The sequence below is a fragment of the Bacillus sp. MSP13 genome (assembly GCF_000815295.1).
Taxonomy (GTDB): domain Bacteria; phylum Bacillota; class Bacilli; order Bacillales; family Bacillaceae; genus Bacillus; species Bacillus vallismortis.
In genome coordinates, this window is the sequence record NZ_JXAQ01000013.1 from 108,989 (window position 1) to 122,167 (window position 13,179).

Annotated in this window: 12 protein-coding genes; 2 read left to right on the forward strand and 10 right to left on the reverse strand. The window is 46.4% G+C overall.

Annotation, left to right across the window (positions count from 1 at the left end):
• Positions 1-81: 81 nt before the first annotated feature.
• Positions 82-678, forward strand: a complete 597-nt coding sequence (locus SC79_RS15535; RefSeq protein ID WP_039075825.1) for a class I SAM-dependent methyltransferase — start codon at positions 82-84, stop codon at positions 676-678.
• Between the two features lie 17 nt (positions 679-695).
• Here SC79_RS15535 and SC79_RS15540 read toward each other — a convergent pair whose 3' ends face one another.
• The 3 genes from SC79_RS15540 to pbpC all read right to left on the reverse strand — a co-directional run bounded on the left by SC79_RS15540 (position 696) and on the right by pbpC (position 6,790).
• On the reverse strand, positions 696-2,207 hold the full coding sequence (locus SC79_RS15540) for a class I adenylate-forming enzyme family protein (protein WP_039075826.1): 1,512 nt from the start codon (positions 2,205-2,207) through the stop codon (positions 696-698).
• Positions 2,208-2,418: 211 nt separating this feature from the next.
• On the reverse strand, positions 2,419-4,503 hold the full coding sequence (locus SC79_RS15545) for a BglG family transcription antiterminator (RefSeq protein WP_039075827.1): 2,085 nt from the start codon (positions 4,501-4,503) through the stop codon (positions 2,419-2,421).
• A 280-nt stretch (positions 4,504-4,783) separates the two neighbouring features.
• Positions 4,784-6,790: a penicillin-binding protein 3 gene (gene pbpC / locus SC79_RS15550; protein WP_052245617.1), complete on the reverse strand. Its 2,007-nt coding sequence runs from the start codon at positions 6,788-6,790 to the stop codon at positions 4,784-4,786.
• Between the two features lie 169 nt (positions 6,791-6,959).
• Here pbpC and SC79_RS15555 point away from each other — a divergent pair, with 169 nt between their 5' ends.
• The gene (locus SC79_RS15555; RefSeq protein WP_039075828.1) at positions 6,960-7,229 is read left to right on the forward strand and encodes an antibiotic biosynthesis monooxygenase family protein; all 270 of its coding nucleotides are present in this window, start codon (positions 6,960-6,962) and stop codon (positions 7,227-7,229) included.
• Positions 7,230-7,234: 5 nt separating this feature from the next.
• Here SC79_RS15555 and SC79_RS15560 read toward each other — a convergent pair whose 3' ends face one another.
• The 7 genes from SC79_RS15560 to SC79_RS15590 all read right to left on the reverse strand — a co-directional run bounded on the left by SC79_RS15560 (position 7,235) and on the right by SC79_RS15590 (position 13,167).
• The gene (locus tag SC79_RS15560) at positions 7,235-7,480 is read right to left on the reverse strand and encodes a YczI family protein (protein WP_010330838.1); all 246 of its coding nucleotides are present in this window, start codon (positions 7,478-7,480) and stop codon (positions 7,235-7,237) included.
• Between the two features lie 428 nt (positions 7,481-7,908).
• A complete protein-coding gene (locus SC79_RS15565; protein ID WP_039075829.1) occupies positions 7,909-8,550 on the reverse strand; it encodes a GDSL-type esterase/lipase family protein in 642 nt (213 codons plus the stop codon).
• 63 nt (positions 8,551-8,613) lie between these two features.
• Complete coding sequence (locus tag SC79_RS15570) at positions 8,614-9,366, reverse strand: IclR family transcriptional regulator (protein ID WP_039075830.1); 753 nt, start codon at positions 9,364-9,366, stop codon at positions 8,614-8,616.
• Positions 9,367-9,381: 15 nt separating this feature from the next.
• Positions 9,382-10,389: a biotin-dependent carboxyltransferase family protein gene (locus tag SC79_RS15575; protein ID WP_082022789.1), complete on the reverse strand. Its 1,008-nt coding sequence runs from the start codon at positions 10,387-10,389 to the stop codon at positions 9,382-9,384.
• Between the two features lie 2 nt (positions 10,390-10,391).
• Positions 10,392-11,111, reverse strand: coding sequence for a 5-oxoprolinase subunit PxpB (pxpB, locus tag SC79_RS15580; protein WP_039075832.1), 720 nt, complete (start codon positions 11,109-11,111; stop codon positions 10,392-10,394).
• A gap of 44 nt (positions 11,112-11,155) precedes the next feature.
• A complete protein-coding gene (locus SC79_RS15585) occupies positions 11,156-11,947 on the reverse strand; it encodes a putative hydro-lyase (protein WP_039075833.1) in 792 nt (263 codons plus the stop codon).
• A gap of 5 nt (positions 11,948-11,952) precedes the next feature.
• The gene (locus SC79_RS15590) at positions 11,953-13,167 is read right to left on the reverse strand and encodes an NRAMP family divalent metal transporter (protein WP_039075834.1); all 1,215 of its coding nucleotides are present in this window, start codon (positions 13,165-13,167) and stop codon (positions 11,953-11,955) included.
• Positions 13,168-13,179: the final 12 nt, after the last annotated feature.

Consider the following 13,179-nt stretch of genomic DNA (forward strand, 5'->3'; position numbering starts at 1 on the left):
TTAGCACCTTCACATTGCTTTATCAGAAAAATGTTTCACATGAAACGCCAGGAGGAAATAACTTGCAAAGGAGGTTTCGGTATGATGAACATGCTTTCTAAAACATTCAGCAAGCCAAAGGGCATATTCGGCATGATTGCCGGGTACATTATGGCTGCGGAAAACCAAACACTGAATCAGTGGACAATAAATCAGCTGGAGATTACACGCGGGGACAGCATTTTGGAAGTGGGGTTTGGGCCTGGATACTGCATGCAGCAGATGCTAAAACGTGAAAAGGACATCCGGCTTGATGGCATTGATGTGTCAGAAACGATGATGAAGCTGGCCGCCCGCAGCGTAAAATCGAAGGGTGTGCGCTTGATGCAAGGAAACATCGAGACATTTCCTCTTACCGACTCGTTTTATGATAAAGTGATTTCCGTTAACAACTACACCATCTGGAATGACCAGACAAAAGGCGTAAAACAGATTTATCGGGCGCTAAAGCCCGGCGGCAAAGCAGCGATTACGATGCAGCCGCGGGAAGCGGATGCGAGTCCCAAGAAAACCAAATCATTTGGAAAACAGATGATTGCTGATTTCAAAGCAGCCGGCTTCGAAGACATTGATATTCAATTTAAAAACATTAAGCCTGAGCTTTCCGTCTGTGCAACTGCAAAGAAGCCCGCCACATAAGTGGCGGACTTCTTCTATCACGAATGAACGGCCTGCTTGCGCAAAACGTCTTTTTTCACCTTGCCGAGGTTATTTTTCGGCAGTTCGTTCACAAACTCAACTTCAGGTATTTTGTAAGCGGACAGGCGTTCTTTACAATATGCGATGACGTCCTCTTCTGTTACACGCCGGCCGCCGTTTGTTACGACAAACGCTTTTGGTTTTTCCCCGTACAGCGGGTCTGGTATACCGACCACCGCTGTTTCAAGGATTCCCGGGATCTGCTGAATGACTTCCTCAACCTGATCCGGATAGACGTTGTCTCCTCCGTAAATAATGACATCCTTGTAGCGTCCAGTGATGAAAATAAAACCATCTTCATCTACATAGCCTGAATCTCCGGTTTTGAACCAGCCGTTTTGCAGTACTTTTGCTGTCGCTTCAGGATTATCTTCATAGCCTTTAAATAAGAATGGGGTATGAACAACGATTTCACCGATTTCTCCTTGAGGGAGTTCTTCTCCCGTCTGAGGATCTTCGACTTTGACTTTAACACCTGCCACAGGTTTCCCCGCAGACGCCGCTTTATCCATCCCCATATCAGGCATCCATGTGCTGATTCCCCAAGCCTCAGTGCTTCCATAGCCGTGAGCGAGCGGAATGCCGATATCAAGATAGCGGCGGATCAGGCTGCTCGGCACTTTTGTTCCGCCTGTCATTAAAATAACAAGCGAAGATAAGTCGGTTTGGTGCGTTTCCCATGCTTCTAGCAAATAGGTGTAAAACACGGGAAGGGCCATCACGGTTTGAATCTTTTCTTCCTCAATGAGCTTCAGCATATGAACTGGGTCTTGATCCTTCGTAAAAAAGAAGGTTGTTCCTGCGAAAGTTCCCAGCATGATGCAAATGAGCGCACTCGTATGATAAATCGGATGGCACGCGAGAAAACGCAGGCCCTTCATACGTTCGGTTGAACTTTTGGATCTCGTTACGTATCTATATATGCCGCCATGTGTGATCATGCATCTTTTCGGGTTTCCTGTTGTACCTGACGTAAACATCAAAAGCGCTGTATCATCAGGGGAAACCATTTCAGTTTCGGGCAAATGATCAGCACCGGCAAATAGAGCTTCAAATTCAGCAGACGTTTCGTAAGCTGTTCCTGTTTCCATCGTGATACGCAATGAGGATAGTTCAGGAAGAACTTCATCCAGTTTCTCTTTAAACTCCGCTCCGTAAAACAGCGCTTTCGGTTCACTTGCTTTTAAAATGCCTGTCATTTCATATGGCTTCAGCTGCCAGCTGACAGGTACGACAACAGCACCTATTTCAAGCGCGGCGAACATAATAGTTGATGCGGGATGTCCGTTTTTGCAAAGCAACGCAACACGGTCGCCCTTTTGAATTCCTTTTTGCAGCAAGGCATTCGCCAGCTGATTCATCCGTTTACGGTAACCTGCATATGTCAATGTATGGTTCCCGCTTTTTACAGCCTCTATGTCTTCGCTATCTGGCATGTCATGCAGAATCAGATGCTGTAATGTTTCCATATCGTCATCTCCTATATACTCTTTAATCTTCAATAATTTGTTAGATTTTCTTCCTTGCCTCACCCATTTTAACCCAAAAAAGATAACTTGTAAAACTATTTCAATTTGGAACTATTCCATTGATGAATGATAAAATAGTCCCGCATTTTGTTATTTTGTGCCTCGTCCACATGAAAACACACGCCAATGTTTTGACGTGTGCCATGCAGGATTACAGTATGTTTTTTTCTTTCATCCATGTGAAAAATATGCGGTTTAACCGCTGGTACAGCTCTTGCTCCCCATCTTCCTGAAACCCCGCCATACTCTCTCCGCTCTCGATAATGGCGGAGCTGATCGCGCTTAATATCTCCGATCCTTCAGCGGATATTGACCCAGGCGCCATCATCACGAGAATGCGTGTCATGCTGAGGGTATTTCCGTCCATGCCATTCACTTCATAAGAGGTGCTGAGATCATATATTTTGAAAAAAGGCAGGACGATTTCATCATTTTTGAGATGATAAAGCGCCATGTTGGTCCCCGGGATTCCCAATCCCCCCTGTTTCTCCCGCTCGGCTAAGCAAACCGCGGCTTTTTTAGGATCACGAATCAAGCCCTCCTTCTTCAGCTGCTGAAATAACTTTAACAAGAGCATGTCATGATTGGATTTCGTTTTGATGTGAGTAAGTGAAAAGTGGCGCAGCACATCTTGAATGACCGCCATATACCTCCCCATGCTTTCCGCCGCTTCCAGCATGTCAGGTGTGTCAGCTTGCTGCGTCTCTTCCCTCAGGCTTCTTTTTTTCTCAAGTATGAGCGGAATTTTCCGCTTAATATATTGCTTTACCTGGTTTGCGTCTTCCTCATTTAAAAGCGGGCTGACCATCATATAATCAATGTTTTCGTAAGGAATCGGAACGGTGGAAACGATCATATCATAGGCTTGGACGTCCTTGCCCTTCAGCTCGATCAAAGATGACATATCAAACGATTGAATCTCAGGCAGCTCTTTCTTCAGTCTGGAAGCAAGCATTTTCGAAGAGCCGATCCCGCTTGAGCAAACGACAAGCGCTTTCACTTTCGCTTCTTCTTTTTTGATTTCAAGGGCAGAGCCGAAGTGAAGGACGATAAAAGCGATCTCATCATCAGAAAAGGACATGCCCGGAAAATACTTTTCCACACCTTCTTCAATCGCCATATAAAGGAGAAAATAATCGCGCTTAATCTGTTCCTTCATCGGATTGTATATGTCGATATTTTCTTTTATGCGGCTGACGGCGGGCTCCAAATGGGCGATTAGCCCTTCATATAAAGAATAGTTTTTCGTGAGATCCATTCTGATTTTGCCTGAAATAAAAGCAATGAGCCGCTTGGTTTGCAGCGCCGTTTCCAGTTCGATTTCCTGTGCTTTGTATTCTGTTTTGTATTTGCGGTTGGCGCTTCGAAGATGGATTGTGATATAGCCGACCTCCGCCTCAGGGATTGTTACACCGAAGGCACGTTCAAGCTCGCCAGCGATTTCAAGAGCGGAGCTGTATTCCTTCGCCTTCTTCAATTCCTCAAGCTCATTTGCCTCCATGGTGATGGTTTCTCCAAGCTTGATCCGTTCGATCGCAAACGTCAAATGCACGATAAGCGCGATATAGGAGCTGTCGGACAATGAAAAGGCGATTTCTTCTTTCAGCTGAAATAGCATACGCTCCACTTTTAACAGCTCGCCTTTGCTGACAACCCCGAACATTTTCTCTGAAGAATCAGCCTTTCCTTTGATATTTAATTCAACCGCTTCCAAAAACATTTGGATGTCAAGGCGGTTCACAATCAAGTTGCCGACAATTTTACGTTTCGCATTCTCCGGTCCTATGAGCTGGATGCCAAAGCCTCTTTTTCGGATCAGTGTCAATCCAAAGGGAGAAATCCATTTCTCCAGCTCGTCTAAGTCATAGCTGACCGTGGCATTCGTCACCTGCAGATCATGTGCAAGCGTGTACAGCTTGACGGGTTCCTGAGACTCTAATAACGAACAGAGAATGAGCAGTTTCCGTTCGTCCGCGCTATATTCATGCTGTTCATAAGATAAATCGGTAAGCAGCTTTTGTTTATCCTCGGGGCTTCCCACTGCCTTCAATCCTTTGCCGGGCTGTTTATCGAGCGTAAGCCCGACGGTTTCCATCAGCGGCTTAATTGATTTGAGCTCCCTGTGGATGGTTCTCGTGCTGACTTCCATCAGCTCGGCAAGTTCAGTTACGGTTACATATCGGTTTTGTAATAATAAGTGCTTTAAAAGCTTTTGTTCTCTGGCAGTCATATACATAAAAAGGCCTCCTAGACAGTCTGATGTGCGGATGAAGTCGCAAGGAAATACAAGAGAGGAATAAGAGAGGTTTTCTTTATAATATAAAACGCTTTCAAACGAGATTCAATCACTTAAAAATGGGAATTTGGCACTAAGCGGTGTGACAATATTGAAAAAGCACCAGCCGCGAAGCTGATGCTTTTTGTTAACGTATATCGTAACCCTGTGCGGCTGCATACATGCGAAACCATTGATCCTGATCAAGTTGTTTGTCAGCGCATTTACAGCGAAGGGTATGTTAATTCGATTGAAATTGCTTTTTCGCTTTCTCAACGACATAGTGGCTGCCGCCGCGGTCCTTCACATCTTGGATCATCATGGCGACAAGCAGGTCTTTGTTTTTGTAATCGTAGCCGACGAACCAGCCATTTTCCGTGCCGTCTTTATCATCTTTTGACGTTTTCAGCTCGGCTGTTCCAGTTTTTCCGGCAACGGTGATTCCTTTCACGACAGGCTGATAGGCTGATCCGCGCTCATCTTCCACAACGCCTTTCAGACCTTTTGTAATGTCTGCCGCTCCTTCCTTCGTGACCACTTGTTTGTGCCAGACATCAGCTGTTTGTGAGTCTTTTTTGATCAGCGTCGGTTTGACGAGATCTCCGTTGTCGACAAATGGCGTGTAAGCAGCTGCCAAGTGAAGCGGAGACATTTGCATTTGCCCTTGCCCGTATCCAGTATCCGCAAGCAGAATGTCTGAATCAAGTTTGCCATTTGCGATAGACGATTGCTGGATCGGGAATTCATACGGAACGTCCTCTGAAAAGCCGAACATTTTCAAGCCTTTTGTCAAGTTGTCTGCTCCCAAATCAAGCGCGTTCTGGGCGAAATAAATATTATCCGACGTAATGAGGGCATTTTCAAGGTCGACTTGCTGAAGGCGCTCAGACACACGTGTCACTGAATAACCGCCCCAGCTCGAATCCTTTTGCCACTCTTTACCTTTGATTGTTTTCTTCTCATCCGCTTTTAGGGTGCCGTTTTTGATTCCAATGGCAGCCGCGATCGGTTTAATTGTAGAACCCGGTGCGTATGTTTTGTTGAATTTCGCAGAAAACGGATTGTTTTTATCGTCGTTTAGTTTTTTCCATTCCTTATCGCTCCAGCCGAAAATAAATCCGTTTGGATCATAAGACGGCGCGCTGACAAGCGCGAGTGTTTCACCTGTCTGCGGCTGCAGCGCGACTGCCGCCCCGCTGTCATCCTTCAGTTCATCATACAGCTTCGTTTGCGTTTTGATATCAATGGTGAGGTGAAGATCCTCTCCGTCCTTCGCTTTCTTTTCAGCGATGACTTCGCCTGTTTGCGGGACGTAAATTTTCCATCCGGTTGTGCCTCTCAGTTTATCCTCATACACATTTTCAAGTCCGGTGATGCCGATATGAGACGTATCGCTGTAGGCTCCGTCTTTCTTTTTCTTTAATTCTTCCGCAGTGATGGCGCGGACATAGCCTGTCAAATGGGCTGTCTTTTCGCCATATGGATAGTAGCGGGAGCCGACATTCGTTCTCGTTACGCCTTGTAATGACGTCGCCTCAGACACTAACTTTTCCTGATCCAGCTTGACCTTTTTGACCGGCACAAATGAATCGTCTTTCACCCAGCCTTGATCAAGCTTTTTCTTGATATCGTCTTCAGTCAAATCAAGTTTTTTCGCGAGCTCTTTGATGACTTTTTCTTTTTTATCGCCAAGCTCACCGGGAACAATTCCGATTTCCGGAACATCTGTATTGATGGCTAAGCCTTTCCCGTTTTTATCGTAGATTTGGCCGCGTTTTGGTTCCACGCTGGCAATTTGCACTGTTTTATCGTCAGCCAGCTGCTTGAATATAAATGACGGGTTCCAATCTATATTCCATGACTCCTCATCATCTGTTTTTTCTTTTTTCAGCACAGCGGTATTTTTGAAGCTGACTTTGCCAGCATTTGTATCCATGCTGACTTTATACGGAATGTGCTTCATCGTCTTGTGGTCTTTATCGTCCTCATCCACTTCTCCCGCGGTGACTTTCAGATTTTTGACGCCTGCCTGCTCATAGATGGTTTTATACCTATTGACGAAATCTTTTTTGGAGATTTCTTTTTTGACATCTTTGGTCAGGCTTTGATACATGTCATCGAATTGCTGATCGTTCCACTGTATCACGAAGGCTTCCATGCGATCCTCTGGTGAATCTGTTTTGGAGCATCCGATGATTCCAATCAATCCGATACATAGAAATACTAGTAGAATACACTTTTTCAACATGACTTTCCCCTGCCTTCCACTTGTTATTTTCTCTTATATGAATTGGTGCGCGCAAGATGTTTTTGAAAATGAAGGAAAAGCTTCACCGTTTTTGCAGAATTGTCCTGCCGTTTGCTGTAGACTATTTGAAAAGAAGGACAGAAGGGATGAGACGGTCAGAGAGGCAGCCATGCTTTACATTAAAGAAGGGCTTGAACAAGAGTTTGAAGAGGCGTTCCGGCAAGCGGCGCCAATCATTTCCGGCAGGAAGGGCTATATCACGCACTCCTTATCAAAATGCATGGAAGAAACACATAAATACCTGCTGCTTGTGGAATGGGAAACACTAGAGGACAATACGGAAGGCTTTCGCGGTTCTTCAGAGTATCGAGAGTGGAAAGCCTTGCTTCATCGGTTCTATACCCTGTTCCCGACGGTCGAGCATTTTCAGGATGTGTAATAGATTTATATAATATGAAGGGTAAAACCGATGAGAGAGACAGACCATACGAAAACGGCGGTATAAATATTAAACGCACCCGAGCCGTCGTTTTCTTTTTTGCGCTCTTCAAGCCCTTGCATAAACATGACAGCGCCCAAAAAGACAAGCATGACCGATTGGATAACAGAGGTATGTTCCGTATATTTAAAAGCAACGAGCGCCAGAATAATAATGATAACTGCAAAAGACATTTTAAAAATCCGAAACAAAAGGACCATCCTTCCTTATATACGAAATATTGAACGTTATGGCTATATTTGCCTAAGCCCTCCATTATTCTAGCGCACTTTTTTTGTCTGTAGAACAGGAGACAGGGAATTTTAAGTTTCTTTTAATGTTTCGATTACATAAAAAAGCGCCTTATGACAAGACGCGTTAAGATTGTTGACAAAGTCATAAAACGGTTTTTGTTTTATGACTTTGTCATCTTTTCAGCGTGATTGAAAACCTTTGAAGTCTAGGAAGGGCGAGCATCGGAGCAGACTTTCACAGGATGTGATGACGGCGGCGTTTAGGCAGGACGCTAAGCATTTAGCCGTCGTTCCTTTCGTAAGCCTTGAGCACCGACGCGCAGGCCTGACAACGAATGCGAGGGTTTGTCAACACGCTGAACGCGCCTTATGACAAGGCGCTTTTTCTATGAAACTGACAGTTCTTGATAACCCAACTTGTGAACAGCTTCAGCCATCGCTTGATAGCCTTTGCTGTTTGGATGGACCCCGTCAAAGGACAAATACTCGTGCTCATTTCCTTTGAAGATGCTGTAGGCATCCGCGATTTTGACATGGGGTGCTGAGGCAAGTGTTTCTAAATGAGAATTAAAAGATGTGATCCATTGGCCAGCGATGTCTATGCCGGGAAACGGATTGTATAAGTTGAACACACGGATGGCGTACGGGGACGGGTTTTCTCCTTTGATTGCGGCGATTTTCGCAATCATCTTTTCAAAGTTTTCATGGCAATGGGCGGATGCTCGGCTGAAAATCGTTTCATCTTTAGACGTTTGGTAAGCAAAGACTGAATCAATCAGATCATTTCCGCATCCTGTGATGGTTATCATGCCGGCAGCTTGAATGCATTTTTGCACATGGGGATGTGACAGGAGCCCCAGAATTTCTTCTGTATTTAAGCCTGATTTAGCAAAGATGGAGATTGCCGTTTTTGTTTTCAAGTCAGCTTCCATCATGTCTCCCAGACGTTGGACGAAGCCGGGAGAAAACAGCCCGGAGCCTCTCCCCGTCGTCAAAGAATCCCCCAGTGCTGTGTATCGAAGCACCATGTTCTTTCCTCCACTCTTGAACGTCGATACGTTAATGTACGCAGCGGAGAAAAGATCGGCTACTTATGAATACCCTATTTTTCTGGAAATCTGCATAGCGGCATTCTTCACCTTTTCTGTTAAATAAGGAAGCCTGTCTTCTGTAAATCTCGCTTCAAAGCCTGCTATGCTGATGCCGGCTGCCACTTGCCGCTTATGGTTGAAGATCGGGGCGCCGATGGCCGCAGTATAGTTTTCGAGCTCTGAATAGCTGACGGTATAGCCATTTTGCACTGAGGCATCAATCTCTTGCAGCAGTTTTTCCGAATCGGTGATGGTCCCGGCGCCAATGGAAAGAAGCTCTGTTTGTTTCATGTATGTTTCAATCTCTTCTCTGGGAAGAAAGGACAATATGCTTCTCGCGCACGCGCCTGCATACAGAGGAGAACGTCTGCCGATCGCAGTGTACAGCCGCACAGTCTGCGTCCCTTCGATTTTCTCAACGTATATCGCTTCATTGCCGTCCCTCATGATCAATTGCACGGCCTCATCCACCTCCCGGCACAGCTCTTCCATCACCGGTTTTGCTATTTTTCTGATATCCAGCCTGTCAGCGACAATCTGTCCGAATTGCAAAAACACCAGTCCCAGCGAATAAGCGCCGGATGAATCCCGATTGAGGAACCCCATTTCCTCTAAAGAGCTGACCATCCGGTGAACAGATGTTTTCGGCATTCCCGACAACGACACTAATTCACTTAAGGTCAGGTTTGGTTCATGCAAAAACAAATTTAGCAGAGCCATAGATTTGACTACGGTTTTGTTTTTATTCTGCATCATTCATCCCCTTTGTTATGTCAGCCATTCCATCTTCATTCTCGTTTTCAGTTCTCTTATATGCTGTTCCCGTTCAATCGCAAGCGCTTCCGCTTCTTGAAGGGATACAGGCTCAAACTGGACGTGCTCGCCCGGCATGATTTGCGAGACAATCGGAAGATCAGCTGATATGATGTGCGCGATCCTTGGATAGCCGCCGGTCGTTTGTCGGTCTGCAAGCAAAATAATCGGGTTTCCGTCAGGCGGCACCTGAACGGTTCCAAACGAAACGGCTTCTGACACCATCTCAAGCGGCGCCTTCAGTTGGAGCGGTTCTCCTTTGAGCCTGTAGCCCATGCGGTCGGACTGCGGTGTGACACGAAACGTTTCTTCATAAAAACGCGTTTTCGACTCCTCTGTGAAAAAGCCGAATTGTTTTCCTTCTAGTACACGAATAATGGGATTCTTTTTTAATGGCAGAAACCTGCCCCGGCTGACCGACCATTTCGGTGCTGCAAATTCCCGCTTTCCAAGCTGTGGGTTTAATTGGGATAGGATGGTTTGCGAAAGAGATGACAGTTCTCCAATGAACAGTTCATCTTCCTTCTGAAGCGCTCTGCCATGAAGTCCGCCGATGCCTGCTCTGACGTACGTGCTTTTGCTTTCCATGACGTCAGGCACATCGAAGCCGCCGGCTGCCGCTAAATACGCACGGCTGCCAAGTTTGCAAGGACCAAAACTGACTGTGCTGTTTTCCTTGATGAGCACAGGCTTCCATAAAGGCGCTTCCTCGTCATTAATACGCAGCGTAAAATCAGCCCCTGCCACCGCAATCAGCGTTTGTTTTGAAAAATAAAATGACGGACCGGGCCCCATCAGCGTAATTTCAAGACCGGCTTCATTTTCGCTATTGCCGATGAGCAGATTGGCAATGCGCAGTGAAACCGTGTCCATAGCGCCGCTTGCCAGGACGCCATATTTTTGATAACCCGTTCTGCCTATATCCTGAACCGTTGTGAGCAGTCCGGGCTTTAACACTTTCATGCTCAATTGGACTCCTCCTTATAGGCGTGATAGTCTTCTTCTGAGATGCGGACGAATTTCACAATGTCTCCCGCCCGCAGTAATGTCGGCGGGTTTTCCTGCGGCCGGAAAAGTGCCAGCGGTGTTTTGCCGATCAGCTGCCAGCCGCCCGGTGTTGAAATCGGGTAAACGCCTGTCTGCAATCCCGCGATTCCGACTGAACCTGCGGGAATTGCAGGCCTTGGCGATGATTTTCTTGGAGCGGCAATGCGCTTGGACATCCCGCCTAAAAAGGGAAAACCGGGAGCAAAACCTAGCATATACACCACATATTCGCCGCTCGTATGAATGTCAATGACTTCCTCCGGAGAGAGCTGATTGAGCTTCGCCACCTCTTCTAAATCGGGCCCGAATTCACCGTCATAGCATACGGGAATTTCCACAATCCGGCGGCTGTTTTCATAGTCTTTGGCTATTTCCTTCAGCCGCTCTTCAACATCAAGCTTTACCTTTTCAAAAGGAGAGCTGATCCCTTTAGGCAATTGCTTGTACACTTCATACATATCATAAAATACAGTTAGACTTGTAAAAGCCGGGATACACTCAATGAATCCCGGAAATGGCTGTTCTTCTATCATAGCGGCCGCGGCATGGACAAGGCCGTTGACCTGTTCATTTATTTCTTCTCCGAATCGGATCATCATCGCAGAATCACCGAGCTGTTCGATTTGACATACAGTCATCTTTCTCACCTCTTTTATTTCTCGTTCATCAGGAGGACGAGAGGTTACAGCACCGCAAGCGACTCGTCTCGAATATCTGTGATGAGCATATGCCCCGGCGCATGTGTGATGACCATTTCAGGTTTTACATTCATAGCCACAGCCTGCGGGGTTACACCGCATGCCCAAAAAACAGGAACCTCTCCTTCACGAATGGAAACGGCATCTCCGAAATCCGGTTTGTCCAGTTCCCTAATGCCGATTGCTCTCGGATTGCCAATATGAATCGGCCCGCCGTGCACAGCCGGAAAACGCGAGGTCACTTGTGCGGCCCGTACAGCCAGCTGTTCTGGAACGGGTCTCATGCTGACAACCATCTTTCCTTGAAACGCCCCCGCCGGAACACAATCGATATTCGTTTGATACATCGGGACGTTTGTCCCCTCATCAATATGCCGGACAGCTATTCCATTATTGATCAGCGCCTGTTCAAAAGAAAAACTGCATCCAATCAGAAAACCGACAAAGTCATCCTCCCAGTATGGCGTGATATCAGATACCTCTTCCGTCAAGATACCCTGCCTATAGATACGGTACTTCGGGAAGTCCGTTCTAATATCAGCATCCGGCGCGGCCTGAGACGGCACAGGCGAACCTTCATCGGTCACATCCAGCACAGGGCATGGCTTTTGATTCCGCTGGCAAAACAGCAGGAAGTCAAACGCAAGGTCTTTTTTCAAAATCACAAGGTTCGCTTGGGCATAACCGCCGGCTATGCCTGCGGTAGGCCCGGTTATTTTTCCCTCTCGTATCAAGGCGCGTACATCCTTCGGCGCCATTTTATTTAATTGCTCCACCTTTATCAGCTCCACAATTTAGGAAGTTGTGTAAATAACGTGTAGACGCCCATTACAGCCATTACAACCACAACAAGTGCACCTGAAATGGTCAGCCAAAGCGGATGCTTATAATCACCGATAATCTTTTTCTTATATGCGGCAATCAGAAGCGTTCCGAGCGCAATCGGCAAAATTAAGCCGTTCAGTGACCCGACAAGCACGAGGATTTTCGCAGGCTGTCCAATTGTGACAAAAGATAACGTAGAAACTACGATAAACCCGATAATAATCCCGCGTGAATTCTTTTCAATTTTCGGAGAAAAGGTTTTAAAGAACGAAACCGATGTATAAGCCGCCCCGATAACAGATGTAAGGGCCGCGGACCACATGATCAATCCGAAAATTTTATAACCGACATTTCCAGCAGCCAGCTTGAAGACAGAAGCCGCTGGATTGCTTTCATCGATGTGCAGGCCTTTTGAAACAACCCCAAGAACAGCAAGAAAAAGAGCAATACGCATGACAGATGTAATTAAAATGCCGACAACTGAACTTTTTGTCACCTGCGGGATGGATTCCTTCCCTTTAATTCCGGCATCCAGCAAACGGTGTCCTCCGGCAAATGTGATATAACCGCCGACAGTTCCGCCCACAAGCGTGACAATAGCAAAAATGCTGATTTGCTCGGGCGCAATCGTATTTGCTACAGCCTCGCCAACAGGCGGAGCTGTTGTAAACGCGACATACAGAGTTAAAAGGATCATCACAAAACCGGCTATTTGCGTAAAACGGTCCATCGCTTTTCCTGCTTCTCTAATTAAAAAAATTAAAATGGCAACAACAGCACTGATTAAAGCGCCTGTTTCCGGTGTAATGCCAAACAGCACCTGAAGTCCCAGTCCGGCACCACCGATATTCCCAATATTAAAAGCCAGTCCTCCAAGCACGACGAGAGTGGCAATGAAATAACCCAATCCCGGAAGCACCATATTCGCAATTTCCTGGCCTCGTTTTCCGGAAACCGCGATGATGCGCCATACGTTGGTTTGGGCGAAAATATCTAAAATAATAGAGATAATAATGACAAAACCGAAGCTTGCCGCGAGTGTGTTTGTAAATGTTGCGGTTTGTGTCAGGAATCCCGGGCCAACCGCGGATGTCGCCATTAAAAAGGCGGCCCCCATCAACAATGACCAGCTGCCCGCTTTTTTTCCTGCTGTTTTTTTCTGATGCTCCATCTATTGTTCCTC

Coding starts and splice junctions, on each gene's coding strand:
- SC79_RS15535 (WP_039075825.1), top strand. CDS start 82: ATGATGAACATGCTTTCTAAAACATTCAGCAAGCCAAAGGGCATATTC.
- SC79_RS15540 (WP_039075826.1), bottom strand. CDS start 2,207: ATGGAAACATTACAGCATCTGATTCTGCATGACATGCCAGATAGCGAA.
- SC79_RS15545 (WP_039075827.1), bottom strand. CDS start 4,503: ATGTATATGACTGCCAGAGAACAAAAGCTTTTAAAGCACTTATTATTA.
- pbpC (WP_052245617.1), bottom strand. CDS start 6,790: ATGTTGAAAAAGTGTATTCTACTAGTATTTCTATGTATCGGATTGATT.
- SC79_RS15555 (WP_039075828.1), top strand. CDS start 6,960: ATGCTTTACATTAAAGAAGGGCTTGAACAAGAGTTTGAAGAGGCGTTC.
- SC79_RS15565 (WP_039075829.1), bottom strand. CDS start 8,550: ATGGTGCTTCGATACACAGCACTGGGGGATTCTTTGACGACGGGGAGA.
- SC79_RS15570 (WP_039075830.1), bottom strand. CDS start 9,366: ATGCAGAATAAAAACAAAACCGTAGTCAAATCTATGGCTCTGCTAAAT.
- SC79_RS15575 (WP_082022789.1), bottom strand. CDS start 10,389: ATGAAAGTGTTAAAGCCCGGACTGCTCACAACGGTTCAGGATATAGGC.
- pxpB (WP_039075832.1), bottom strand. CDS start 11,111: ATGACTGTATGTCAAATCGAACAGCTCGGTGATTCTGCGATGATGATC.
- SC79_RS15590 (WP_039075834.1), bottom strand. CDS start 13,167: ATGGAGCATCAGAAAAAAACAGCAGGAAAAAAAGCGGGCAGCTGGTCA.